The sequence below is a fragment of the Bradyrhizobium sp. USDA3010 genome, from assembly GCF_056429065.1.
The window spans coordinates 401,310-423,855 of the sequence record NZ_JBWJZD010000003.1; the positions used below are offsets into that span (position 1 = coordinate 401,310).

General features: G+C 63.3%; 21 protein-coding genes. 8 read left to right on the forward strand and 13 right to left on the reverse strand.

The window, feature by feature from the left end; genetic code table 11:
- Nucleotides 1-3 precede the first annotated feature (3 nt).
- Nucleotides 4-1,185, reverse strand: coding sequence for an ABC transporter substrate-binding protein (locus tag AC066Y_RS07415; protein ID WP_478273292.1), 1,182 nt, complete (start codon nt 1,183-1,185; stop codon nt 4-6).
- Between the two features lie 185 nt (nt 1,186-1,370).
- On the opposite strand from AC066Y_RS07415, the gene AC066Y_RS07420 reads away from it, so the two are divergent.
- Entirely contained in the window at nt 1,371-1,859 is a 489-nt protein-coding gene (locus AC066Y_RS07420; protein ID WP_478273384.1) for a DUF3280 domain-containing protein, read from the forward strand.
- A gap of 170 nt (nt 1,860-2,029) precedes the next feature.
- Here AC066Y_RS07420 and fghA read toward each other — a convergent pair whose 3' ends face one another.
- A complete protein-coding gene (gene fghA, locus AC066Y_RS07425) occupies nt 2,030-2,875 on the reverse strand; it encodes an S-formylglutathione hydrolase (protein WP_478273293.1) in 846 nt (281 codons plus the stop codon).
- 24 nt (nt 2,876-2,899) lie between these two features.
- Nucleotides 2,900-3,520, reverse strand: coding sequence for a response regulator transcription factor (locus AC066Y_RS07430; RefSeq protein WP_092115647.1), 621 nt, complete (start codon nt 3,518-3,520; stop codon nt 2,900-2,902).
- 181 nt (nt 3,521-3,701) lie between these two features.
- Between AC066Y_RS07430 and AC066Y_RS07435 the strand changes: the two genes are divergently transcribed.
- The gene (locus AC066Y_RS07435) at nt 3,702-5,063 is read left to right on the forward strand and encodes a histidine kinase (protein ID WP_478273294.1); all 1,362 of its coding nucleotides are present in this window, start codon (nt 3,702-3,704) and stop codon (nt 5,061-5,063) included.
- Here AC066Y_RS07435 and AC066Y_RS07440 read toward each other — a convergent pair.
- On the reverse strand, nt 5,060-5,476 hold the full coding sequence (locus AC066Y_RS07440) for a YkvA family protein (RefSeq protein WP_478273295.1): 417 nt from the start codon (nt 5,474-5,476) through the stop codon (nt 5,060-5,062). The two genes, AC066Y_RS07435 and AC066Y_RS07440, sit on opposite strands and share 4 nt — an antisense overlap.
- Nucleotides 5,477-5,505: 29 nt before the next feature.
- A complete protein-coding gene (locus tag AC066Y_RS07445; protein WP_478273296.1) occupies nt 5,506-6,480 on the reverse strand; it encodes a helix-turn-helix domain-containing protein in 975 nt (324 codons plus the stop codon).
- Between the two features lie 422 nt (nt 6,481-6,902).
- Between AC066Y_RS07445 and xoxF5 the strand changes: the two genes are divergently transcribed.
- From xoxF5 to AC066Y_RS07475, 6 genes are all read left to right on the forward strand, one after another.
- Entirely contained in the window at nt 6,903-8,705 is a 1,803-nt protein-coding gene (gene xoxF5, locus AC066Y_RS07450; RefSeq protein ID WP_478273297.1) for a lanthanide-dependent methanol dehydrogenase XoxF5, read from the forward strand.
- Between the two features lie 124 nt (nt 8,706-8,829).
- Complete coding sequence (locus tag AC066Y_RS07455) at nt 8,830-9,306, forward strand: c-type cytochrome, methanol metabolism-related (RefSeq protein ID WP_478273385.1); 477 nt, start codon at nt 8,830-8,832, stop codon at nt 9,304-9,306.
- Between the two features lie 50 nt (nt 9,307-9,356).
- Entirely contained in the window at nt 9,357-10,466 is a 1,110-nt protein-coding gene (locus AC066Y_RS07460; protein ID WP_478273298.1) for an S-(hydroxymethyl)glutathione dehydrogenase/class III alcohol dehydrogenase, read from the forward strand.
- A gap of 33 nt (nt 10,467-10,499) precedes the next feature.
- A complete protein-coding gene (gfa, locus tag AC066Y_RS07465) occupies nt 10,500-11,063 on the forward strand; it encodes an S-(hydroxymethyl)glutathione synthase (protein WP_478273299.1) in 564 nt (187 codons plus the stop codon).
- A gap of 137 nt (nt 11,064-11,200) precedes the next feature.
- Complete coding sequence (locus AC066Y_RS07470) at nt 11,201-12,154, forward strand: hypothetical protein (RefSeq protein WP_478273300.1); 954 nt, start codon at nt 11,201-11,203, stop codon at nt 12,152-12,154.
- Nucleotides 12,155-12,230: 76 nt separating this feature from the next.
- On the forward strand, nt 12,231-13,373 hold the full coding sequence (locus tag AC066Y_RS07475; RefSeq protein ID WP_478273301.1) for an epoxide hydrolase family protein: 1,143 nt from the start codon (nt 12,231-12,233) through the stop codon (nt 13,371-13,373).
- Nucleotides 13,374-13,433: 60 nt separating this feature from the next.
- Here AC066Y_RS07475 and AC066Y_RS07480 read toward each other — a convergent pair whose 3' ends face one another.
- The 8 genes from AC066Y_RS07480 to AC066Y_RS07515 form a co-directional block, all read right to left on the reverse strand.
- Nucleotides 13,434-13,898: a GNAT family N-acetyltransferase gene (locus AC066Y_RS07480; RefSeq protein WP_478273302.1), complete on the reverse strand. Its 465-nt coding sequence runs from the start codon at nt 13,896-13,898 to the stop codon at nt 13,434-13,436.
- Nucleotides 13,899-14,009: 111 nt separating this feature from the next.
- Nucleotides 14,010-15,047, reverse strand: coding sequence for an ABC transporter ATP-binding protein (locus AC066Y_RS07485; protein WP_478273303.1), 1,038 nt, complete (start codon nt 15,045-15,047; stop codon nt 14,010-14,012).
- The gene (locus AC066Y_RS07490; RefSeq protein WP_478273304.1) at nt 15,040-16,020 is read right to left on the reverse strand and encodes an ABC transporter ATP-binding protein; all 981 of its coding nucleotides are present in this window, start codon (nt 16,018-16,020) and stop codon (nt 15,040-15,042) included. Before AC066Y_RS07490 ends, AC066Y_RS07485 begins: the two co-directional genes overlap by 8 nt.
- On the reverse strand, nt 16,017-16,838 hold the full coding sequence (locus tag AC066Y_RS07495; RefSeq protein ID WP_229163981.1) for an ABC transporter permease: 822 nt from the start codon (nt 16,836-16,838) through the stop codon (nt 16,017-16,019). The genes AC066Y_RS07490 and AC066Y_RS07495 overlap by 4 nt, the downstream gene beginning before the upstream one ends.
- A gap of 67 nt (nt 16,839-16,905) precedes the next feature.
- On the reverse strand, nt 16,906-17,841 hold the full coding sequence (locus AC066Y_RS07500; RefSeq protein WP_478273305.1) for an ABC transporter permease: 936 nt from the start codon (nt 17,839-17,841) through the stop codon (nt 16,906-16,908).
- 61 nt (nt 17,842-17,902) lie between these two features.
- Entirely contained in the window at nt 17,903-19,492 is a 1,590-nt protein-coding gene (locus AC066Y_RS07505; protein ID WP_478273306.1) for an ABC transporter substrate-binding protein, read from the reverse strand.
- A gap of 1,030 nt (nt 19,493-20,522) precedes the next feature.
- Nucleotides 20,523-21,461: a GAF domain-containing protein gene (locus AC066Y_RS07510; protein ID WP_478273307.1), complete on the reverse strand. Its 939-nt coding sequence runs from the start codon at nt 21,459-21,461 to the stop codon at nt 20,523-20,525.
- 112 nt (nt 21,462-21,573) lie between these two features.
- On the reverse strand, nt 21,574-22,368 hold the full coding sequence (locus AC066Y_RS07515) for a class II aldolase/adducin family protein (RefSeq protein ID WP_478273308.1): 795 nt from the start codon (nt 22,366-22,368) through the stop codon (nt 21,574-21,576).
- Nucleotides 22,369-22,546 lie beyond the last annotated feature (178 nt).

The window sequence follows — 22,546 nt, forward strand, 5'->3', positions numbered from 1 at the left end:
CCCTCACTGCAGCTTGCACTTCGTTTCAGGCCGGTCAACACCGAGCGTGTCGAGCTCGGAGACCTGATGCAGGAAACCTTCCTGCGGCGAGACCGAAACGACCATACGACCATCGGCCAGCAGGATCGGCTGGCGGAGCTGCAGATTCCAGTCGCGCAGGGTCAATCGCGTGCCCTTGAAGGCGGCGATCGAGAAATCCTTGCCCTTGAGGAAGGCGACAACCTTCTTGGGATCCCCCGAATTGGTGCGGGAGGTGGCTTCGCCGATCATGCGCGCCGCCGTCCAGGCCTGCATGTCGAGCGCCGTCATGCGACGCATGTTCAGCTTGACGAAGCGGTTCTGGATCTGGACCGCGCCCCATTGGTCATGCGCGGCGTCCCAGCTGGTCGGCACTAGGCCCGCCGAGCCGGCCACGGGGCGCGGGTCCCAGGTCCGGTAGGGCAGATAGTTCGCGAACACCTCGCTCTCGTCGGCGGCGACCAGCACGTCGTAAGCCGGCGCCTGCTGCGTGAACACCGGCATCTGGCGCTGGATCAGCGTCACGCCGGAGTCGGTGCGGCGGGCGCCGCCGATGTCCTCGAATGTCCGTTCTTGGACGATCTTAGCGCCGAAGCGTGTCGCTGCGCGGCGCAGCGCGTCGGCGTAGAGCTTGTCCTGATCGTGCGAGCCAGTCACCAGCAGCCAGCGCTTCCACTGCTTCCACACAAGATACTGGCCAAGCGCGTCCGCCAGCATCGAGCGTGTCGGCGCGACATGGATGACATTGGCACGGCAGTCCTGCTCGCGCAGCCGATCGTCGATCGCGCCGGCATTGAGCAGCACGGTGCCGCGATCGCGCAGCGCGTCGGCGACCTTGAGCAGGGCGTCGGTGGGCAGGTCAGTGATGATATAGTCGTTGCGGCCGGCGAGATCGGTCGCGACCTTGGCGACATCGTCGCTGTCCTTGACCTTGACTTCATCAAGCACGAAGCGCTGGTTGAGGAATTTCCCGGTCGTATTGTTGTCTTCGATCGCAAGGCGTGCGCCGGCGATGCCGTCATTGTCGGCCGGTTGCTCGACCAGCGAGAGCGTCGACTTGATGCCGGTATGGCCGAGATAGCCGATATGGATCTCGACGGGATCAGCCGCCAGCGCTCCGGTCGCCACCATGCTGAGCGCGATCGTGCCGATCAGCCATCGGAACATAACTCCTCCCGTAGTCATTCTTCACTCGGCATGGCATTGTCGAAAGGCGGCTTCCGCTTTTCTGGCCATGCGTTGACGTGCAAGATGCCGGAATTGGCCTGTCTTGCAACCCCGCTTTTTGTCGTTGCGCGGTACCAAATTTCGATTGGTTCACAATCATGAGATCAGCGTTCGTCTTCTTCGTCATGTCTTTGCTGCTGATGTCTGCGGCGCGCGGCGAACCGCCCAAGCTCGCGGTGTTCGACCTCGAGATGATCGACACCAGCCTTCAAGGGGAGGTGGACGGACCGCGGACCGACGAACAGGCGCGGCTGCTCCGCACCGGCGATCAGGTGCGCAGGGAGCTTGCAGATTCCGGCAAGTTCCATGTGATCGATATCGCGCCCGTCAATGCTGCGGCGCACGGCAGCAATCTTCAGGCCTGCGGCGGATGCGACGTGAAACTCGCCGGCGAGCTGGGCGCTGACCTCGCGATGACCGGCGTGGTGCAGAAGGTCTCCAACCTGATCCTCAACATCAATCTCTATCTGCGTGACGTGCATACCGGGCAATTGGTGGCAGCAGTGAGCGCCGACATGCGCGGCAATACCGACGAATCCTGGTCGCGCGCGACCGATTACCTCGTGCGCAACCGCCTGCTCGCGCCGAACTACGGCGCCCCGCAAGCCCGGTAGAGCAGTCGTTCGCTCGCAATAACGTTGATGGGGCGACGGCAGTCTATCTCCGTCACCCTGAGGAGCGCGCTTTTTGCGCGCGTCTCGAAGGGGTCGACGGCCTCGAGCCGGGCCATGCATCCTTCGAGACGCCGCTTCGCGGCTCCTCAGGATGACGGGGAGGGATTGGCTCAAGCCTTCAACCGCGCGGCGTGCCAGCCCAGATGATCGGCCATGAGGGTCGAGATAAAGTAATAGCTGTGGTCGTAGCCGGGTTGACGCCGCAAGGTGAGGGGGATGTTGGCCTTCTCACAGGCGGCCTTCAGGAGCTCGGGCCGCAGCTGTTCGGTGAGAAAACCGTCGGCATCGCCGTAGTCGACCAGCAGATCGGAGAAGCGGGCGCCATCTTCGATCAGCGCGACCGCGTCGTGCTTGCGCCACGCCTGCTTGTTGCTGCCGAGATAGCCGCCCAGCGCCTTGTTGCCCCACGGCACCTGCGATGGCGCCACGATCGGCGCAAACGCGCTGGCCGCGCGATAGCGATCGGGATAGCGCAGCGCCACCGTCAGTGCGCCATGGCCGCCCATGGAGTGACCGAGAATCGATTGCCGCGCCGTGTCGACCGGGAATTGCTCGGCGATCAGTTTTGGCAATTCCTCGGTGACGTAGCTCCACATCCGGTAATTGGTCGCGAACGGCTGCTCGGTCGCATCGACATAGAAGCCGGCGCCGAGGCCAAAATCGTAGGCATTGGCGGGATCGCCGGGGACGCCTTCGCCGCGCGGGCTGGTGTCAGGTGCAACGAAGATCAGGCCGAGCTCGGCACATGCCTGCCGGAATTCGCCCTTCTCGGTGACGTTGGCGTGCGTGCAGGTCAGGCCCGACAGATAAGTGACGACAGGCAGCTTGGCGCCGGCCGCATGATCCGGGACGAACACCGAGAAGGTCATATCGGTCTTGGTCTCGCGGCTTGGGTGCCGGTATACGCCTTGCGTGCCGCCATGCGACTTGTTCTGGGAAACCGTCTGCATTGCCATATTCCTCTGTGTTGGAGCGCGACGTCAGCCGACGCCGCTCTCGATCGCGAGGCGCACCAACTCTGCCGAGGTGCGCACGCCAAGCTTCTGGCGCATGATCGATGACGTGTTCGCGACCGTCTTGTAAGACGAATGCACCAGCCAGGCGATCTCCGACAGGCTCTTGCCGGAACTGAGCAGGCGCAGGATCTCCATCTCGCGCGAGGTCAACTTGGAGAGCGGATTTTGCGCAAAGCCCGGCCGCGCAAAGGCGACGTTGCGTGCGATCGCCGGCGGCAGATAGACGCCGCCATTGCCGACTTCGCGCACGGCCTCCACCAGATCGTTGGGGTCGCCGGTTTTCGAGACGTAGCCCTTGGCGCCGATGTCGATGGCGCGGGCGGCGAACACCGGGTCGTCGTTCATGCTGAACATGATGAGGCGCGCGGATGCATCGCGCGACAGGATGCGGCGGGCCAGCTCGAAGCCGGAGACCGTCGGCAGGTTGATGTCGATCACGCAGAGATCGGGCTTCTCCGCGACGAACGCCCGTTCGCCGCTTTCGGCATCCGCAGCTTCCAGCAGGATGATCTCGGGATCGTCGGCGAACACGGTGCGACAACCGGAGGCCACGATGGGATGATCATCAACGATCAGAATGCGCATGGCGTTGTTCCGGCGACCTGCTTCGACTAGCTCATCGTTACATCGAGTTGCACGAAGAAAACCTCGGTTCCGACCGGTTGTGCACCTCGCACGAGATTGCGATAGGGTGCGATTAGATAGCCGGGCGAATTTGGCTGTCAACGATCCTCTCGGAGGAGGGATCGCGGTCGGGGGCAACGTCATGTGGCAAAAGCTATCCTTGCGCGCACGGATCAACCTGCTGCTGGCGCTGATACTGGCGCTTGGGTTGGGCATCAATATCGCGCGCCTCGTGCTGGAAGCGGGGCCGCGTGTCCAGGCCGAGGACCAGAGCGTGATCCGGCTGGCGCGCGAGTTTGTTGCGACGATGGTGGCCGGTCTCGACGAGGCGCCGGATCCGGATGCGCGGCTCGACCAGATCGTCCAGGACCTGAGCCGGCTGCGTCATGTCAGCATCACGCGGCAGGATGACGCGACCGCAAAGTCTGCCGAGCGCCCGGAGGCAGCCGATCCGCGCGCCCCGCCTGAGTGGTTCGTCGCGCTGGTCCATCCCGAACAGACTTCGGTGCGGGTACCGATCTCGGTTCACGGCAAGCCGCAATCGCTAGGCATCACCTCGCATCCCGATGACGAAATGGCCGAGATCTGGGATGGCATCGTCACCCAGATCGAGGTCGGCTCCGCGATCGCGGTGGCGCTGCTGCTCGTGACCATGCTGGTGGTCGGCCGCGCACTTGCGCCGCTGGAAGCGCTGTCGCAGGCCATGACCGGTATCGAGGCCGGGGATTACGACGCGCGCGTCGAGCCCGGCGGATCGCCTGAACTGGCTGCGATCTGTGCCAAACTGAACCATTTGGCGGCGACCCTTGGCGAGGCCGTGGACAGCAAGCGGCAGCTGGCCGAACGTGCGGTCTCGCTGCAGGATTCCGAACGCAAGGAGATCGCGCGCGAATTGCACGATGAGTTCGGGCCCTATCTGTTCGCGCTGCGCGCGCATGCCGGCGCGCTGACGCGGCTGTCGGAGGTCGAAAAGCCCGATCCTGCTGCGCTACGCAAGCACGGCAGCGCCATCCTCGAACAGGTCAACGCGCTTCAGCAGTTCACTCGCCGCATCCTGGAGCGATTGCGGCCGGTGGGATTGGCGGAGCTTGGGCTTGTGGAAGCGCTTGGCGCGCTGGTGCGGCTGTGGGGCGAGACCCACCCGGAGGTGGAGATCGAGAGCAGCGTATCGCCTGATCTCGGCGAGACCGGCGAGACGGCCGATCTAACGATCTATCGCATCGTCCAGGAGGCGCTCACCAATGTGTTCCGCCACGCCGGCGCAACGGCAGTCGATATCACGATCGAGCCTGCGGAGCGGCAGACCGGCCCGCGCGGCAGCCGCGGCTGCGCGCTGGTGTGCGTCCGCGACAACGGCCGCGGCCTGCTCAGGGATCACCGGCTTGGCCGCGGTTTGACTGGCATGCAGGAGCGAATCCTCGCGCTCGGAGGCACGCTCAAGATCAATTCCAGCGATGATGGCGTGACGGTCGAGGCGTTGGTGCCGAAGGCCATGCAGGCTTAGGGCGCGGTTCGGGGCCAGTATGCGAAGACGGCCCATGCCAGCGCGAGCACACCGGCGATCCAGAGCACGATGATTGCGATCATGCCCGCTCGACTGATCGGGCGCTGCAAGACGGCACTGGCATTGGCGCGGCATTCGGCCATCACCTCATCCGGAACGAGCGAGATCGCAAGCCAGATGCCGAACGGCAGCAAGATCAGATCGTCGAGATAGCCGATGACCGGGATGAAATCTGGAATCAGATCGATAGGCGAGAGCGCATAGGCCGCGATGGCGATGGCGAGCGCCTTTGCGTACCACGGTACGCGCGGATCACGTGACGCGAGATACAGCGCAACGCTGTCTCGTTTGAGGTTGCGCGCCCAAGCTTTGATTGAGGAAAGTTTGATTGATGATAGCTTGATGGACAGCATGGCGTGGCGCCTGCACGCCAGGCGAATCGCTATTCCAGTACCACATCGACCGGCATGCCGCCGTGCAGACCCTTGTGCACGGAGGAGGGGGCGATGCCAAAATACTTCCGGAATACGCGGCTGAAATGCGACGAGCTCGAGAAGCCCCAGGAGAACGCGACGTCCGTGATGGTCTTGCCGTTCTGGGATTCAAGCTCCTGCCGGCAATTTTGCAGCCGGGCCTTCCAGATGTAGTCGCTGACCGTCATGCCGCGATCGCTGAACAGCATGTGCAGATAGCGCTTCGAGCAGCCGAGCGCCGCGGAAATGCCGTCGATGCAGAGATCCGGATCGCGCAGATGCTCGCGGATGAAGCCCTGGGCCCGCACATAGGTCGCCTCGGCGCTGCCGCGGTCGAACATCGCGCCGGTCTCGCGCAGCGGCAGCAGCAGCAGGTCGATCAGCGCATCGGCCACGCCGACGGCGTTGACCGGGGTCAGCGTCGGCGCTTCGCCGAACGCGGCATGCACGAAATCATAGGCGATGCGGCCGGTGCCATTGCGCGCCGAGAGCTTGCACGGCGCCATCTTGGAGAGCTGGAAGCCGCGCTCCTTGAGCAGGTCCTTCGGAACGATGACGACCTCGTGACGCGTCAGGGACGGGCTGATGATGGTGTGCGGACACGACACGTCGTAAGCGAAACAGTCGCCCGGCATGATGTCGAAGTGCAGGCCGTCCTGCTCGAAATGCGAGACGCCGTGGGTCTGGAAGACGATCTTGATGTAGGGGTGCTCGCTCAGCTTGATGCGCGAGACGGTATGGGCGATGCGGTGCTGGCTTGCCTCGATCTGGCACAGCTTCAGTCGCGATACCGTCGTGAAATTGATCCGGCCCTCGAGCGAGGATCCTTCCAGCGCATCGACGTCGAACTGACCGCACAGGTCAGTCAGCGCATCCGACCAGCGCTGGATCTGCCGCTTGGGCGTCAATCCGTTCGTGCTGAGTGAATGGACTGTATCGGACATCTTTCCAGCCACCGATTCGATCCCCAACGTGACTGCTCACCGAGCTGAAATCTGGCCCGGGATGATGCGCCTTCTCCCTGATTCTGAACAGCTTAGGGAGGCGGCGGGACTTCTTCCCGGATAATGTCGGGTGATCCTCCGACTTAGTTCTGGGCGCGTCAAGCGCAACCTTGGGCCGGTTCTACTCCGACGCTGGAACGGCACTGAAGACGTTTGATGCCCTGCAACATGAAGCAGCGTTACCTGCCAATTCGCAGCCTGACCGCAAAAATCTGACGATGCTTCGCTTCTGAGCAAACGGCGCTTCGCTGCTGGGCAAGTCAGCGCGGTTCGATGGGACTACCAGTGAGGTACCAAAATGGAAGAAGTGGGGCCGTTTCGGCGGAAACCCTTGAGTTCATGAACCTGGGAGGAAATCCACGATGCGCAAGCTGCTTTACGCGACCAGCCTTGGGGCAATGGCGGTGTTCGCCGCCGGAGCTGCCAACGCCAATGACGAACTCCACAAGATGGCGCAGAACCCGAAAGACTGGGTGATGCCGACCGGCGACTACACCAATCAGCGCTATTCGAAGCTGAATCAGATCAACGCCCAGAACGTCGGAAAGTTGCAGGTAGCGTGGACGTTTTCGACCGGCGTGCTGCGCGGTCACGAAGGCGGCCCGCTGATCATCGGCAACATGATGTACGTGCATACGCCGTTCCCGAACAAGGTCTACGCTATTGACCTTTCCAAGGACAATCAGATCGTCTGGAAGTACGAGCCGAAGCAGGATCCGAACGTCATTCCGGTGATGTGCTGCGATACGGTCAATCGCGGCGTTGCCTATGGTGACGGCAAGATCATCCTGCATCAGGCCGATACCACGCTGGTTGCGCTCGATGCGAAGACCGGCAAGGTGGAGTGGAGTGTCAAGAACGGCGATCCGAGCAAGGGATCGACCGGTACGTCGGCGCCGATGGTCGTCAAGGACAAGGTCCTGGTCGGCATCTCCGGCGGCGAGTTCGGCGTTCAGGCTCACATGACGGCCTACGACCTCAAGACCGGCAAGCTGGTCTGGCGTGGCTTCTCGGAAGGTCCCGACGACCAGCTCTTGGTCGACGACAAGACCACCGAGCTCGGCAAGCCGGTCGGCAAGGACTCGAGCCTGAAGACGTGGCAAGGCGATCAGTGGAAGATCGGCGGCGGCGCGACCTGGGGCTGGATCTCCTACGATCCCGAACTCAACCTCGTCTATTACGGATCGGGCAACCCCTCGACCTGGAATCCGAAGCAGCGTCCCGGCGACAACAAGTGGTCGATGACGATCTGGGCGCGTAACCCGGATACCGGTGTCGCCAAATGGGTCTACCAGATGACGCCCCATGACGAATGGGACTATGACGGAGTCAACGAGATGATCCTGTCAGATCAATCGATCAACGGCACCCCGCGCAAGCTGCTGACGCACTTCGATCGTAACGGCCTCGGCTACACGCTCGATCGCGCCACCGGCGAACTGCTGGTCGCCGAGAAGTATGATCCGAAGGTGAACTGGACCTCCGGCGTCGACATGAACAAGAGCTCGCCGACCTATGGTCGTCCGAAGGTTCTTGACGCAGCGTCGACCGACAAGGCCGGCGAGGACCACAACGTCAAGGGCATCTGCCCGGCGGCGCTGGGTTCGAAGGACGAGCAGCCGGCGGCCTACTCGCCGGATACGCAGCTGTTCTACGTGCCGACCAACCACGTCTGCATGGACTACGAGCCGTTCAAGGTGAGCTACACCGCAGGTCAGCCCTATGTCGGCGCGACGCTGTCGATGTATCCGCCTCCCGGTGAGACCAACATGGGCAACTTCATCGCCTGGGACGGCAAGACCGGCAAGATCGTCTGGTCGAACAAGGAGCAGTTCTCGGTCTGGTCGGGTGCACTCGCGACCGCCGGCGGCGTGGTGTTCTACGGCACGCTGGAAGGCTACCTGAAGGCAGTCGACGCCAAGACGGGCAAGGAGCTTTACAAGTTCAAGACTCCGTCCGGCATCATCGGCAACGTCACCACCTATGAAAACGCCGGCAAGCAGTACGTCGCCGTGCTGTCGGGTGTTGGCGGTTGGGCAGGCATCGGCCTCGCGGCCGGTCTGACTGATCCGACGGCCGGTCTCGGTGCAGTCGGCGGCTACGCAGCGCTGAGCAACTATACCGCGCTCGGCGGAACGCTCACCGTGTTCGCGCTGCCGCAGTGAGCTGAGCAACCCTCGTTCCGGCGCATGGAGCGATCTCCATGCGCCGGTCCGTCTTCAATCCGCACGCGAGGATATGCTTTTGCGTAAGATCTGGTTTGTGACTGCCGCGATCTTCGTCGTGGCAATGGGAGGAGTTGCCTCCGCCGAGGACGCAGGTGATCCAACCGCCGTCAAGTCCGAGGACGGCAAGTATCTCGACAAGGATGGAAACCCGACGTTCAAGGTCGCGTCCGACGGTACGGTGGACTGGTACACCTACTCGGGCTACCGCCGCTATCATTCGGAGTGCCACGTCTGCCACGGACCCGACGGCATGGGCTCGACTTACGCACCGGCTTTGAAGGATTCGCTGAAGACCATGAGCTATGCCGACTTCATGGGCGTGGTCGCGAGCGGGCGCAAGAACGTATCGACGTCGCAGGAAAACGTCATGCCGGCATTCGGCGATAACCCGAACGTTGCCTGCTACATGGACGACCTCTATGTGTATCTGCGCGCCCGCGCCAATGATGCGGTTGAGCGTGTCCGGCCGGCCAAGCACGAAGACAAGTCGGAAGCCTATGGAAAGGCGGAAGACGCCTGCATGGGCAACAAGAACTGAGCGTGACCGGCGCGAATGACAAACCTGTTTGATGTTTTGTGGAGACCGAGATGAAGACCCGCGCCGCAGTTGCATTCGAAGCCAAGAAGCCGCTTGAGCTCGTCGAGCTCGACCTGGAAGGCCCCAAGGCCGGCGAGGTCCTTGTCGAGATCAAGGCGACGGGCATCTGTCACACCGATGCCTACACGCTCGACGGCTTCGACAGCGAAGGCATCTTCCCCTCGGTCCTTGGGCACGAAGGCGCCGGCATCGTTCGCGAGGTCGGCGCCGGCGTGACGTCGGTGAAGCCGGGCGATCACGTGATCCCGCTCTACACGCCGGAATGCCGGCAGTGCAAAAGCTGCCTGAGCCAGAAGACCAATCTCTGCACCGCGATCCGCGCCACGCAGGGCAAGGGCGTGATGCCCGACGGCACCTCGCGCTTCAGCTACAAGGGCAAGACGGTCTTCCACTATATGGGCTGCTCGACCTTCTCGAACTTCACTGTGCTGCCCGAGATCGCGGTGGCGAAGATCCGCGAGGACGCGCCGTTCGACAAGAGCTGCTACATCGGCTGCGGCGTCACCACCGGCGTCGGTGCCGTCGTCAACACCGCCAAGGTGACGCCGGGCTCCAACGTCGTGGTGTTCGGCCTCGGCGGCATCGGCCTCAACGTGATCCAGGGCGCCAAGATGGTCGGCGCCGACAAGATCATCGGGGTCGACATCAACGACTCCAAGGACAATTGGGGCCGCCAGTTCGGCATGACGCATTTCGTCAACCCGACCAAGGTGAGCGGCGATATCGTGCAGCACCTGGTGGCCCTGACCGACGGCGGCGCCGACTACACCTTCGACTGCACCGGCAACACCAACGTGATGCGCCAGGCGCTGGAAGCCTGCCACCGTGGCTGGGGTGTGTCGGTCGTGATCGGCGTCGCGGAATCCGGCAAGGAGATCGCAACCCGGCCGTTCCAGCTCGTCACCGGACGTGTCTGGAAGGGCACCGCGTTTGGCGGCGCGCGCGGCCGCACCGACGTGCCGAAGATCGTCGACTGGTACATGAACGGAAAGATCCAGATCGATCCGATGATCACCCACGTGCTGAAGCTCGACGAGATCAACAAGGGCTTCGACCTGATGCACGAGGGCAAGTCGATCCGTTCGGTCGTCGTGTTCTAAAATCAAAACACCAAGCACTAGGAGGATAGGTCAATGACTGTTCATATCCACCCGTCAGTCGACAATGGCGTCAAGCAAGGCTCCGGGAGTTTTGCCGGCGGTACGCTGGTCTGCAAATGCGCGGACAAGAAGGTCAAGGTCGGGGTCAAGGGCGACGTCGCCCACAACCACGCCTGCGGCTGCACCAAATGCTGGAAGCCTGCGGGCGCCATCTTCTCGGTGGTCGCGGTGGTCCCGCGCGAGAACGTCACCGTGCTGGAGAACGGCGACAAGCTGAAGATCGTAGATAGCGCCGCGGTGATCCAGCGCCACGCCTGCACCGGATGCGGCACGCACATGTACGGCCGGATCGAGAACAAGGGTCATCCGTTCTATGGCCTCGACTTCATCCATCCCGAACTGTTCCAGGAGTCCGGCTCTGCGGCTCCGGGATTTGCCGCCTTCGTGTCGTCGGTGATCGAGTCCGGCGTCAAGCCGGCCGATATGGCCGGGATCAGGTCGCGGCTGAAGGAGCTCGGGCTCGAGCCCTATGACTGCCTGTCGCCGGCCTTGATGGACGCGATTGCCACCCATGTGGCGAAATCCAAGGCAGCCTGATCAAGGCAGCCTGACCAGGGCGGCACGACCGGCCGGCCCTGACGAGATCCGGCGTCGGCAGAGGGCCTGCCGGCGACGGATATCCTGGTAGTACCCGTGACCTTGAACCTTGCATGCCCTGCGGGCGACCACAGGGCATGCATTTTATTCTCCGCCTTGCCCTCGTCCTATCCCCGATCCTGGTCCTTTCGCCGGCCCGCGCCGCGTCGCCGGAGGACCGCTATATTGCCGCGCGCGACGCGGCGATTGCCAAATTCGCCAAGCTGTCGAACGACAACAAGATCAATGAGGCCGTCGACAAGGCGGAAGCGGCCGCGCGTGACGACCTGAAGGGGCAGCTGATCGCGATCCTGTCCCAGCCAGCCCGGCCTGGCTTTGCGCCCGCCCAGCTCAACCTCGACACTCTGTATAAGGGCGATATGGGGTTCGGCATGCTGGACGGCCTGCGCTTCGATGCCGACACCGGCAGGGACGGCGGCAAGATCGGTGAGAAGCGCGCCGACGGCAGCTTCGTCGAGCCGAAAGCCCATATCATCGTCACCTCCGAAGCCCTGTTCACGCGCTGGCTGCGCGAGCACAAGGCGTGGTGGGACAAGGGCAGCAAGAATGTGCCGCAGCAGATCGAACCGGCCCTGAAGTTCGAGGGCCTCTACACGCAGGCGATTTCGACCGATGCGGCGGTGATCAACTTCAACGAGCTGCCGGTCGTCAAACCGGCGTCGGCCACCCTGACTTACGGCTTTCTCGCCGGCCGTACCCAGGACACAACCCCCGAGGCCGCCGACGAGGTGTTCGTTGCGGCGCTTGCCAACGGCAAGTTCTACATCGCCTATGGCGAGATCGAGCCCACCGTGCCGGTGCCGGCCTGCGCGACGATCCGCGCCGACTACAACAAGCGGGCGGATGAAGCGGACGAGAAGCTGCGTCAGAAGCGGATCGATAAGAAGGCCTATGACAAGCTCGGCGACCTGCGCCAGCAGGGCGACGATGCATTCAAGCGCTGCTTCGTCCAGCACGCCCCGGAACAGCCGGCATTCGCTGAAGCCACCAAGCAGGCACAAACGCTGTTGGCGACGGCGCTCGGCAAGTAGCGTTACCTGGCGGTTTGATCGGCCCGCGGTCCGGCCCTATGTTCCCCAGGCAGATTTCGAGCCCCGGGGAGACGCCATGAATACCGCCATCAGTCCGTTTCGCATCGCCGTCAGCGACGATGTCCTCGAGGATCTCCGCATCCGGCTGCGCCGGACCCGCTGGCCGGAAGCCGAACTGGTCGACGACTGGAGCCAGGGCGCGCCGCTGCAATGGATCAGGGATGTTTGCCGCTATTGGGCCGAGACCTATGATTGGCGGCAGCGCGAGGCGCAGCTCAACCGCTTCAGCCAGTTCATCACCGAGATCGATGGGCTCGACATCCACTTCATCCATGTCCGTTCAAAGCATCCCGAGGCACGGCCATTGATCATCACCCATGGCTGGCCGGGTTCGGTGGTCGAATTCCACAAGGTGATCGAACCGCTGACCGATCCGACGGCGTATGGCGGCAGCGCGGCCGATGCCTTCCATGTGGTGTGCCCGTCACTCCCGGGCTTCGGCTTCTCGGCCAAGCCGACCGTGACAGGCTGGGGCGTCGATCGGATCGCCAAGGCCTGGGCCGTCCTGATGGAGCGGCTGGGCTACGCCAGGTACTTCGCGCAGGGCGGCGATTGGGGCTCAGCGGTCACGACCGCGATCGGCGGGCAGGATGCGGCGCACTGCGCCGGCATCCACATCACGCTTGCGATGTCGACCCGGCCCAATGTCGAGGGCCAGCCGACGCCGGAGGAGGCCCGCGCGCTCAACGGCATCAAATACTACGCCGACTGGGATTCCGGCTATTCCAAGCAGCAGTCCACCCGGCCGCAAACGCTTGGTTACGCGCTGACGGATTCACCGAGCGGGCAGGCGGCCTGGATCCTGGAAAAGTTCTGGGCCTGGACCGACTGCGACGGGCATCCGGAAAACATCCTCAGCCGCGACGAACTGCTCGACAATGTCATGCTGTACTGGGTGACCGAGACGGCCGCATCGTCGGCGCGGCTCTATTGGGAAAGCTTTGGGCCGGGCAAGCGAACCCCGCACAAGGTAAGCGTGCCGACCGGCGTTGCGGTGTTTCCCAAGGAGATCGTCACGCCGGTCCGCAAATGGATGGAGACGAATTTCACCAACATCCAGCACTGGCGCGAGATGCCGAAGGGCGGACATTTCTCGGCGTTCGAGCAGCCCGAGCTGTTCGTCCGCGAGGTGCGGGAGTTTTTCGGGGAGCTGCGCTAGCCGTGAAGCTAGACGCAAGGATGGGTAGAGCGAAGCGAAACCCATCCTACGAACTGCGAACTACAGAAGTCCCCGGTAAATCCCCGGCGCGGAGCCTTCGATGGCCACCGCGCCGACAGCCTTCGAATAGAATTCGGCCGGCCCGACGCCGCCGATGATGGCGTAGCCGAAGCCCTGGTGTTTCATGTCCTCGAGGCAGGCGAACAGCAGTGCCTTGCCGATGCCGCCCTGCTGCGCCTTCGGCGCGACGCCGGTCGGGCCGAAGAAGTTGCGGCAGGCCGCGTCGTGGCAGGCGAATCCCACGATCTTCTTTTGCTGGATCGCGATGAAGCAGGAGACCGGTTGGCGGCTGAACGCAACCTCGGTTTCGCTGGCCCATGCCTCGCTGAACGTTTCCCGCACCCAGGCCACGACCTTGTGCTTTTCGGGAGCGAGCGCCCGGCGCATGACAATTCCGGCCTTGAGCAATCGATCGTAAGCAGACCGGGAATCGGGCAGCGCATAGAGTTTGACGAGCATGTCCATCCCGCTACCCTAATTGAAAACGCGTCCCGCGGGCAAATCGTAGGAGGAAGGTAGAGGCGAAGGATGGGTGGAGCCGATGGGCCATTGGGAAACGTGCGGATCGCCGATATATTAGGGATGTCCGCTCTCGCCTGCGGCCCGTGCTGCCTGACTGGCAATCTCGTCAGCTCGCCAGCACCGGACCGCGTGCCCATCGGCGCGCGTTTGAAGCGAAGGCCCGGGCTCGCGCTGGCACACCGCTTCGGCGTAGCGACAGCGTGGACTGAATGCACATCCGTCCGGCGGATTGAGCGGATTGGGAAGCTCGCCCCTTGTCGTCGCGAGCGGTGCGCGGCGTAGCGGATCGGGAATCGCGGCGATCAGGGTCTGCGTATACGGGTGGGCCGGCCGCTCGAATATCTCGCGCCAGCCGCCCGTCTCCACAATGCGGCCGAGATACATGACCGCGACCCTGTCGCTCATGTGCTCGACCACGCCGAGATCGTGGCTGATCATGATGTAGGAGAGGCCGAGACTCTCTTTCAATTCCAGCAGCAGATTGATGATCTGGGCACGGATCGAGACATCGAGCGCCGAGACCGGTTCGTCGCAGATGACGATCTTGGGATTGAGGATCAGGGCGCGGGCGATGCCGATGCGCTGGCGCTGGCCACCCGAGAATTCATGCGGGTAGCGGCCGGCCTGCTCGGGCCGCAGGCCGACATGTTTGAGCATCGCCGCAATGCGTCCGTCGATCTCGCTTTGGGCCGTCACGCCATGCAGACGCAGCGGGTCTTCAAGCGTGCGGCGAACGGTCTGGCGCGGATTGAGCGAGGCGTAGGGATCCTGAAACACCATTTGGGCGGTACGGGCCAGGAGCTTTCGATCGACCGATCGCTGGCCCGTCACGACGTGGCCGTCGAGCACGATCCTGCCTCGCGTCGGCGTCAGCAGCCCAAGCAGCGAAAGGGCGACGGTCGATTTGCCGCAGCCGGATTCGCCGACGAGGCCGAGGCACTCGCCGCGCTTCAGTTCGAGATCGATGCCGTCGACCGCACGCAGCAGCCGCTGGCCGCCGCCCAGGAAGCCGCCGCCGAGCGGAAAATGGACCGCGAGATCCTCCACACTAAGGATGACGTCGTCGCCAGGCTTCGCCGCGGGTTTATGCATGGTGGTGGCACCTGACAAGCCCGCCCGCAGCGAGCCATGTCGTTTCCGGTGCGGTGGTCCGGCAGATCTCGGTCGCCTGCGCGCAACGCGGATTGAAGCGGCAGCCGCTTGGAAAGTCCGCGATCGCCGGGACGACGCCGGCGATCTCCCTGAGCCGCGACCGGCCGAGCGCCGCGCGACTCCCCAGCCGCGGCAGCGAGTCGACCAGGCCTTGCGTGTAGGGATGCGCGCAGGCGCGGAAGATGTCGTCCGAGCCGCGTTCCTCGACAATGCGACCGGCATACATGACTCCGACGCGGCGGCAGACGTTGGCGACCAGGCCCAGATCGTGGCTGATCATCAGGATCGCCGTGCCCCGCTCGGCGCACAAATTGCGCATCAGCTCGATGATCTCCGCCTGTACCGTCACGTCCAGCGCGGTGGTCGGCTCGTCGGCGATCAGAAGATCCGGATCGCATGCCAGCGCGATAGCGATCATCACGCGTTGGCGCATGCCGCCCGAAAGCTGGTGCGGGTAATCCTTCACCCGTCGCTCCGGTGCCGGGACGCGCACGTTCGCCAGCGCCTCGACAGCGAGCTGGTTTGCCTCGCGCCAGCTCTTGCCCTTGTGCAGCACGAACATCTCCGCGATCTGCCGGCCCACGGGCGACACCGGATTGAGCGCCGTCATCGGCTCCTGGAAGATCATGGCGATGCGGTCGCCGCGCAGCGCCCGCTGCTCGGCCGCGGAAAGTCCCTGAATCTCGCGGCCCTCGAACCGTATCGCGCCGGCGGCGACCGAGAGCGGCCGCCGCAGCAGGCCGATCAAGGCGAGCGCCGTAATGCTCTTGCCGCAGCCGGACTCGCCGACAAGGCCGAATGTCTCGCCACGATCGATCCGGAACGAAACACCCTCGACCGCCGCAACATGGCTGGCGCCGTCGTCGAGATCGATGCGCAAATCCTCGACTTCGATCAGCGGAGCGGCCGTCATGCGCGCCGGCTCCGCGACTGTGGATCCAGCACGTCACGCAGGCCATCGCCCAGCAGATTGAGGCCGAGCACCGTCAGGAAGATGGCAAGGCCGGGGAATACCGACAGCCATGGCGCCGTGGTGATCTGGTCGCGCGCCTCCGATAGCATGCTACCCCAGCTTGGATAGGGTGGACGAATGCCGAGGCCAAGGAATGAAAGTGAAGCTTCTGCCAGTACCGCCCCGCCCATGCCGAGCGTGCCGATGACAATGATGGGGCCGACCATGTTCGGCAGCAGCTGCGTGATCATGATGCGCAAATCCCCATAGCCGAGCACGCGCGCAGCCTGCACGTAGCCCTGGCTCTTGAGCGACAGCGTCGAGGCGCGTGCGATCCGGCAGGTGAAGGACCAGTTGGTCAATCCGAGCGCGATCAGGAGGCTCGTCAGGCCGGGTCCGAGCACCGCCATGATGGCGAGTGCGAAGATCAGCGAGGGGATGGCGAGCATCAGATTGGTCAGCCCGTTGACGACATCGTCCCACCACCCGCCCCAATAGCCCGCCGTCAAGCCGAGCGTCACGCCGATGACGCTGTTGACGAGCTGCGAGACGATGCCGACCGTCAGCGAGATGCGCGCGCCGTGCACGACGCGGGAATAGATGTCGCGGCCCTGCGCGTCGGTGCCGAACCACCAGATCCAGCTCGGCGGTTCTTCCGCATTCATGAGGTTGGCGCCCATGACCGGATCTGTATGGGCGAGCCAGGGCGCGAACAGGCCGACGAAGATCGCAAGCGCGAACAGCACGCCGCCGATGATCGCGCTGGTTCCAAGCTTCATCGCGGCCGCTCCGCAGTAACAGGCTGCACGATCGACCGTGCGCTGACGTGATGAGACTGGCCGCCGCTCATGAGTATCTGATCCTGGGATCGATCACGCCGTAGAGCAGGTCGACCAATGTATTGACGGCGAGGAAGAACAGCACCACCACGAGAATGGTGCCTTGCACGGCGGGAATGTCGCGCTGCAGGACGCTGTCGACCAGCAGCGAGCCGATGCCCGGCCAGGAGAACAATTTCTCGACGACGACGGCTTGCCCCATCACGACGCCGAATTGCAGGCCGATCGCCGTAAGAATGATGACGAGAGCATTGCGCATCACGTGCCACGTCACGACCCGGGTTTCGCTCATTCCCTTCGAGCGCGCCGTCCGGACAAAGTCCGCAGTCATGATCTCGAGCACCGCTGCCCGCGTCGTCCGCGCCAGCAGCGCCATCGGCGAGACGCCGAGGGTCACGGCAGGCAGGAGCAGATATTTGAGGCTGCCATCGCCATAGCCGAAGCTCGGCAGCCAGCCGAGCTTCAATGCAAACAGATACATCAGCAAAAGCCCGAGCCAGAATTTGGCCATCGAGAGGCCGGACACCGCCAGGACCATCGAGAGCGTGTCGACGATGCTGCCCGGCTTCAGCGCGGCGATGAAACCGAGCGGAACGCCGACCGTAATGGCAAACGCCAGCGCTGCGAGTATCAGCTGCAGCGTTGGCCACATCCGTTTGGCAATCATGGTCGTGACCGGCTCGCGGGTCCGGAACGAGGTCCCGAAATCACCTGTCGTGAGCTTGGCGATATAGGAGCCGAACCGCACGTAAACGGGATCGTCGAGGCCGAGCTGCTTTTTCATGCGTTCCACGACCTGCGGGTCCGTCGGACCCCGGCCGTCATCGCCCATGCTCGACACGATGCTTCCCGGAACGACGCTGAACAGCACGAAGATCACCAGCACGACAGCCAGCACGGTCGGAATGGTTTGCAGGACTCGACGGATCGCGAAGGAGAGCATTGGACGTTTTCCTCATCCCCTCCATCGTTTCACACGATGGAGGGAGAGCGATTGGCACCTGTCACTTCGCCGGCGAGGTGTCGTCGACCCAGAGGTCTTCGACGTTCTGATGGGTCAGTTCGGTCGCGTCCAGCTGGATTCCCTTGAGCCAGGGCTGCACCGCCATGACGGCCTTGTTGTAGTTGAAGAACCAGATCGGCGCTTCCTCCTGGAGCAGCGCATTGGCCTTTTGCAGCAGCTGGACGCGCTTTGCGGCATCGTCGGTCTGGCCGGCTGCATCGATCATCTTGTCGAAGTCCGCGTTCTTGAAGGTCGTGTAGTTGCAGGCCGATTGCGGCGTCGCCGAATGGAAGCATTTGAGCGCTGCCTGCGGATCCGGGCCGGTCGCCTGGGAATAGATGAAGGCCTGGAAGTCGCCCTTGCGAATGACCTCCGCCAGCACCGCGGTCTCGACCTGCTTGACCTTCACCTTGATGCCCACCTTGTCCAGCATCGGGATCGCGGCTTCGACGATCGGCAAGCCCCAGCTTTCGTTCTGACTGGTGGTCCATTCGAATTCAAAGCCTGAGGGATAGCCCGCTTCGGTGAGCAATTGCTTCGCCTTCGCAGGATCGTAAGGGTAGGGCTTCATGGCCTTGTCGTATGCCGGCGAGGTCAAAGGCAGCCAACTCGTGGCGCGATAGGCTTTGCCCTTGACCAGTTTGCTGATGATCAGATCGGCATCGATCGCGTAGTTGACGGCCTGCCGGACCCGCTTGTCGGAGAATGGCTTGAACGTGGGATTCATCCCCATATAGCGGGTGAAGACCTCGGCGACCTCGACGATGCTGCCCTTGAGGTTGGAGTCGGCCTGATAGGCGACATATTGCGCGGGCCCAAGCACCGAGGTGTCGATCTCCTTGTTGCGGAAGGCGACGTCGCGGGCGGCGGCTTCGCCCATCAGCGATACGACGAGCTTGTCGGCATATGGCTTGCCGGGCTTGTAGAACCGATCCCAGCGTTCAAGCACGATGCGCGATCCCGGCACGTGCTCGACGAATTTGAATGGACCAAGACCGATCGGCTTCTGGAGGAAGCTCTCCTTGCCGCCCTCGTCGGCCGGATAGATCGAGGTCAACGCGGTGAAGAAATAGAAGGCGGGATCGACTTTCTCGGTCAGCTTCATTTCGAGGGTGAAGTCGTCGATCTTCTTCAGGCCGGAGATTTCCTTGGCTTGGCCCTTCTCGACCTCGGCCGCGCCCTCGATCAAGCGGACAAAGCGCGCACCGGGATAGGCCTTGGTGCCGTCCATGATGCGATTGTAGGACCAGATGATGTCGTCGGCCGTCATCTTGCGGCCGTTGTGGAAATAGGCGTCGTCGCGCAGCTTGAAGGTATGAACGAGGCCACCGCCCGAGACGGTGACCTCCTTGGCAAGTTCCAGAACCGGCTTGCCCTCGGTCGAGTCCCAGATGTAGAGCGAGCGGTGCAGAGCCTTGGCGTAGATCTCGTCCTGGGCGCGCGGTGTCGTGTGGATGTCCATGCTGGTGAAGCTGGAGCCATAGGGCGCGGTCATGCGAATGGTCCCGCCCTTGCGCGGGGTCTGGGCCTCCGCCGTGGCGGCGAGTGCGAGCCCGAGGCCAACCGCGATCGCAATCATCTTGAACTTCATGCTTCCCCCAACGATGCAGGAACATTCCGATCAGCGAGTTGACCATCGCCAGCACGTCAAGCGCAAGGTCGTCATGTCGCGTCGATGGCGACCAGCACCAAATATTTGTGTCGCCGCGATGCGCGGGGCAGGATTATGGAGACGCCGCGGGCGCGGCGCGCGCCTCCGGACGTGATTTGACCGCGCCAATACCTTGGCTGCAACTTGCGCGAGTATGTAAGCGATTGCGATTGAACGGATTTCGGCTTCCGTCGCGAAATTGCGAAGCCAGGGTTCCGACCGCATGACCTGGCAACGAGCCGCCTGTGACATAATAACCCGACGGGCAAATCGGCGCTTCCGTCGTCGGGCAAATCAGTGATCAAATTCCGCCCGTCTCACCCGATTGGGGGGCGCGTCGCGATTGTCAGGAGTGTTGCGGTGAGATGCGGTAGACGCGGATCATGCAAGCGACGACAGCATGTGAAGCGGACGGTGAAGTCGTGTGGTCCTGACGCCCAAGTGGCTGGTGTCCTCTCGCAAGATGCGCTTGGGTGTTGCGAGGGCGGTGACAAGCAAGCCTAGTCTCGCCGGGGAGAGCCCGTATAAGCCGTAAGCCATCGCGCAGGGAAAGCCGGAGTCTCCGGTTACACCTGTGGTCCTACCCCCGGTGCTTTTGTTGCCCCGGACCCATGGGTGCAATCGGCACCCGGCTTTCCCTGCGAACGAAGAGGGCGGAACGAGACGCAAGATTCGGGCAGATGTTGTCGCGAGAATGCGAAAGCATGACTCAGAAGCGGCGCAACATATCCAATGTCGTCCTGTCGAAAGCCAGGACCCATTACCCCAAATGTCAGTTGCGATGCGACGCTGGGGCCACGGCCCTCTCTCAACAAATATCGGTGGTTATGGGTCCTGGCTTTCGCCAGGACGACGATTGGGCAGATGGCGGGCTCGTATCTCTGCCGTCATGCCCACGCGGTGGCGAAGACTTCGCGCGGGCATGACGGGGCGGATAGCTCCGCGCGATCTTGGACATTCATTCCAATCCCTAAAGATACCAGGCCAGCACCGCCTTGAGCCGGGCGTTCTCGATCACCGGCAGCGCGACCACCTGGTTCATGCCGGAGCCACGCGCCAGGGTAGCCGCGATCGATTCATCCTGCTTCAGATGCTCGGTGAGTGCGGGCATGCCGGTGGCCCATGCGCCGCCGATGCTGCCTTCACCCCGGCTGATCGTCTTGGCCGCATAGAGCGTGGCAAGATTGGACTGCTCGCTGCAGTCGCCGGAGTGAAACACCAGCGCCGACCGCGCTTCGTTAGGCACCCAGATCTCGAACCGGCGTGCGATCGGCGTCGCCTGCGCCGACAGGAATGTCACCACCCAGGTCTGGTCGCCGGTCGTGTAGGGGATGCCGACACCGCAATTGATACCGATTTCGGACGCGTCCTCCCGGCGCAGGAATCCCTTGGAATTGTGCGGGTCCTTGATGATCAGCGGCATGCCGGCCTTCCAGGTCCGGCCGGGCAGGCCGAAGCCGCGCGGGAATTTGGTGTGACGCGAGTTGAACTCGAACATGTCGGCGGTGCCGTAGTAGCCGTCGACCAGCGCCATTTCGTGGGATTTGTCGGGATCGTTGCGCCAAAGTTCGATCGCGCCGACATGCTTCCTGTCGTCACCGCAGAGCAGCACCATCACCGCCATCAGGAATTCGCCGGCGAACACCGGAAGCGCGACGCCGCAGGTCAGGCCGGCTTCGCGCGCCTCGTCGGTTCGCTTGAAATAGGAACTGGCGAATTCGGTCGGGATGACCGGATGGCCGCTCGCCCAGGCCTTGCCGGGAAGGTCCTCGTCATAGGCGAACAGCGCGTTCTCGCTGATCGCGTTGAACTCCGCAAATTCGGTGCTGTGGAGGCTGCCGCCGAATTCCAGCCGGGTCCGCGTTGGATCGGGCACCCAGAGCTCAACAACGCGAATGAAGGTTTTCATCGCACGCACCTGCCGTCTCGCCGACGGCTAGCATCGGCGATGTCACGGCAAAATGTGCGCTCAAATAGCGGGCAAGCGACGCCCAAAGTTGATGCGAAGGCGCGATTTCATCTCAGTCCCGGTACGACGGATCGGCGCGATCGAGCTTGCGCAGCAGCGCCGGCCAGGCGAGTTCGCCGTTGCGCGCGGCGCGGCCGGGCTTGGGCAGCATCCGCTCATAGGTGTCTTCGAGGATGTTTTGCGGCGGATAGATCAGCTTGGTGTTGCAGGACAGCGCCATCACCTGGGCCTGGCAGGCACGCTCGAGCCGGAACAGCACGTTGAACGCGGCGGGCACGGTGCGGCCGACGACGAGCAGGCCATGGTTGCGCAGGATCATCGCCTCGTGGTCGCCGAGGTCGCGCACCAGCCGCTCGCGTTCGTCGACATTGTCGGCGATGCCTTCGAAGTCGTGATAGGCGATGTGCAGGAAGCGCATCGAGGTCTGCGCCAGCGGCAGCAGGCCGCATTCCATCGCGGAGACCGCCATGCCGGCCGGGGTGTGGGTGTGCGCGACGCAGTCCATGTCGTGCTTGGCCATGTGGATGGCGCTGTGAATCACGAAGCCGGCGACGTTGACATCATAGTCGGTGGCGTTGAGCAGCGTGTTGCCCTCGACGTCGACCTTGATCAGGCTGGAGGCGTCGATCTCCTCATACAGCATGCCATAGGCATTGATCAGGAACTGGTCGGTGGTGCCGGGCACGCGGCAGGAGATGTGGTTCGCGATCATCTCGGTCATGCCGTACATCGCCGTCAGCCGATAGCAGGCGGCGAGATCGACACGGGCCTGCCACTCCTCGGCGCTCACCTGCTCGCGAACGGATTTCACGACCTTGATCGCGGGCGAGCTGATGGGGGGATTCATGGCGTTCTCTCCTTGAGACATCTGCGGGGTCGGGGCCCGATCGTTGGCGTGGACCATAGCAGAATCCTCACGGCCGTAAGCCGCGGCGCGTCTGCTTATTTGCAGATCTGGCGGGCAAAAACCGAATGCGGCATTGGCCCGCTGCGCCTTCGATGCCAGTATGCGGAAAACAGCCGAG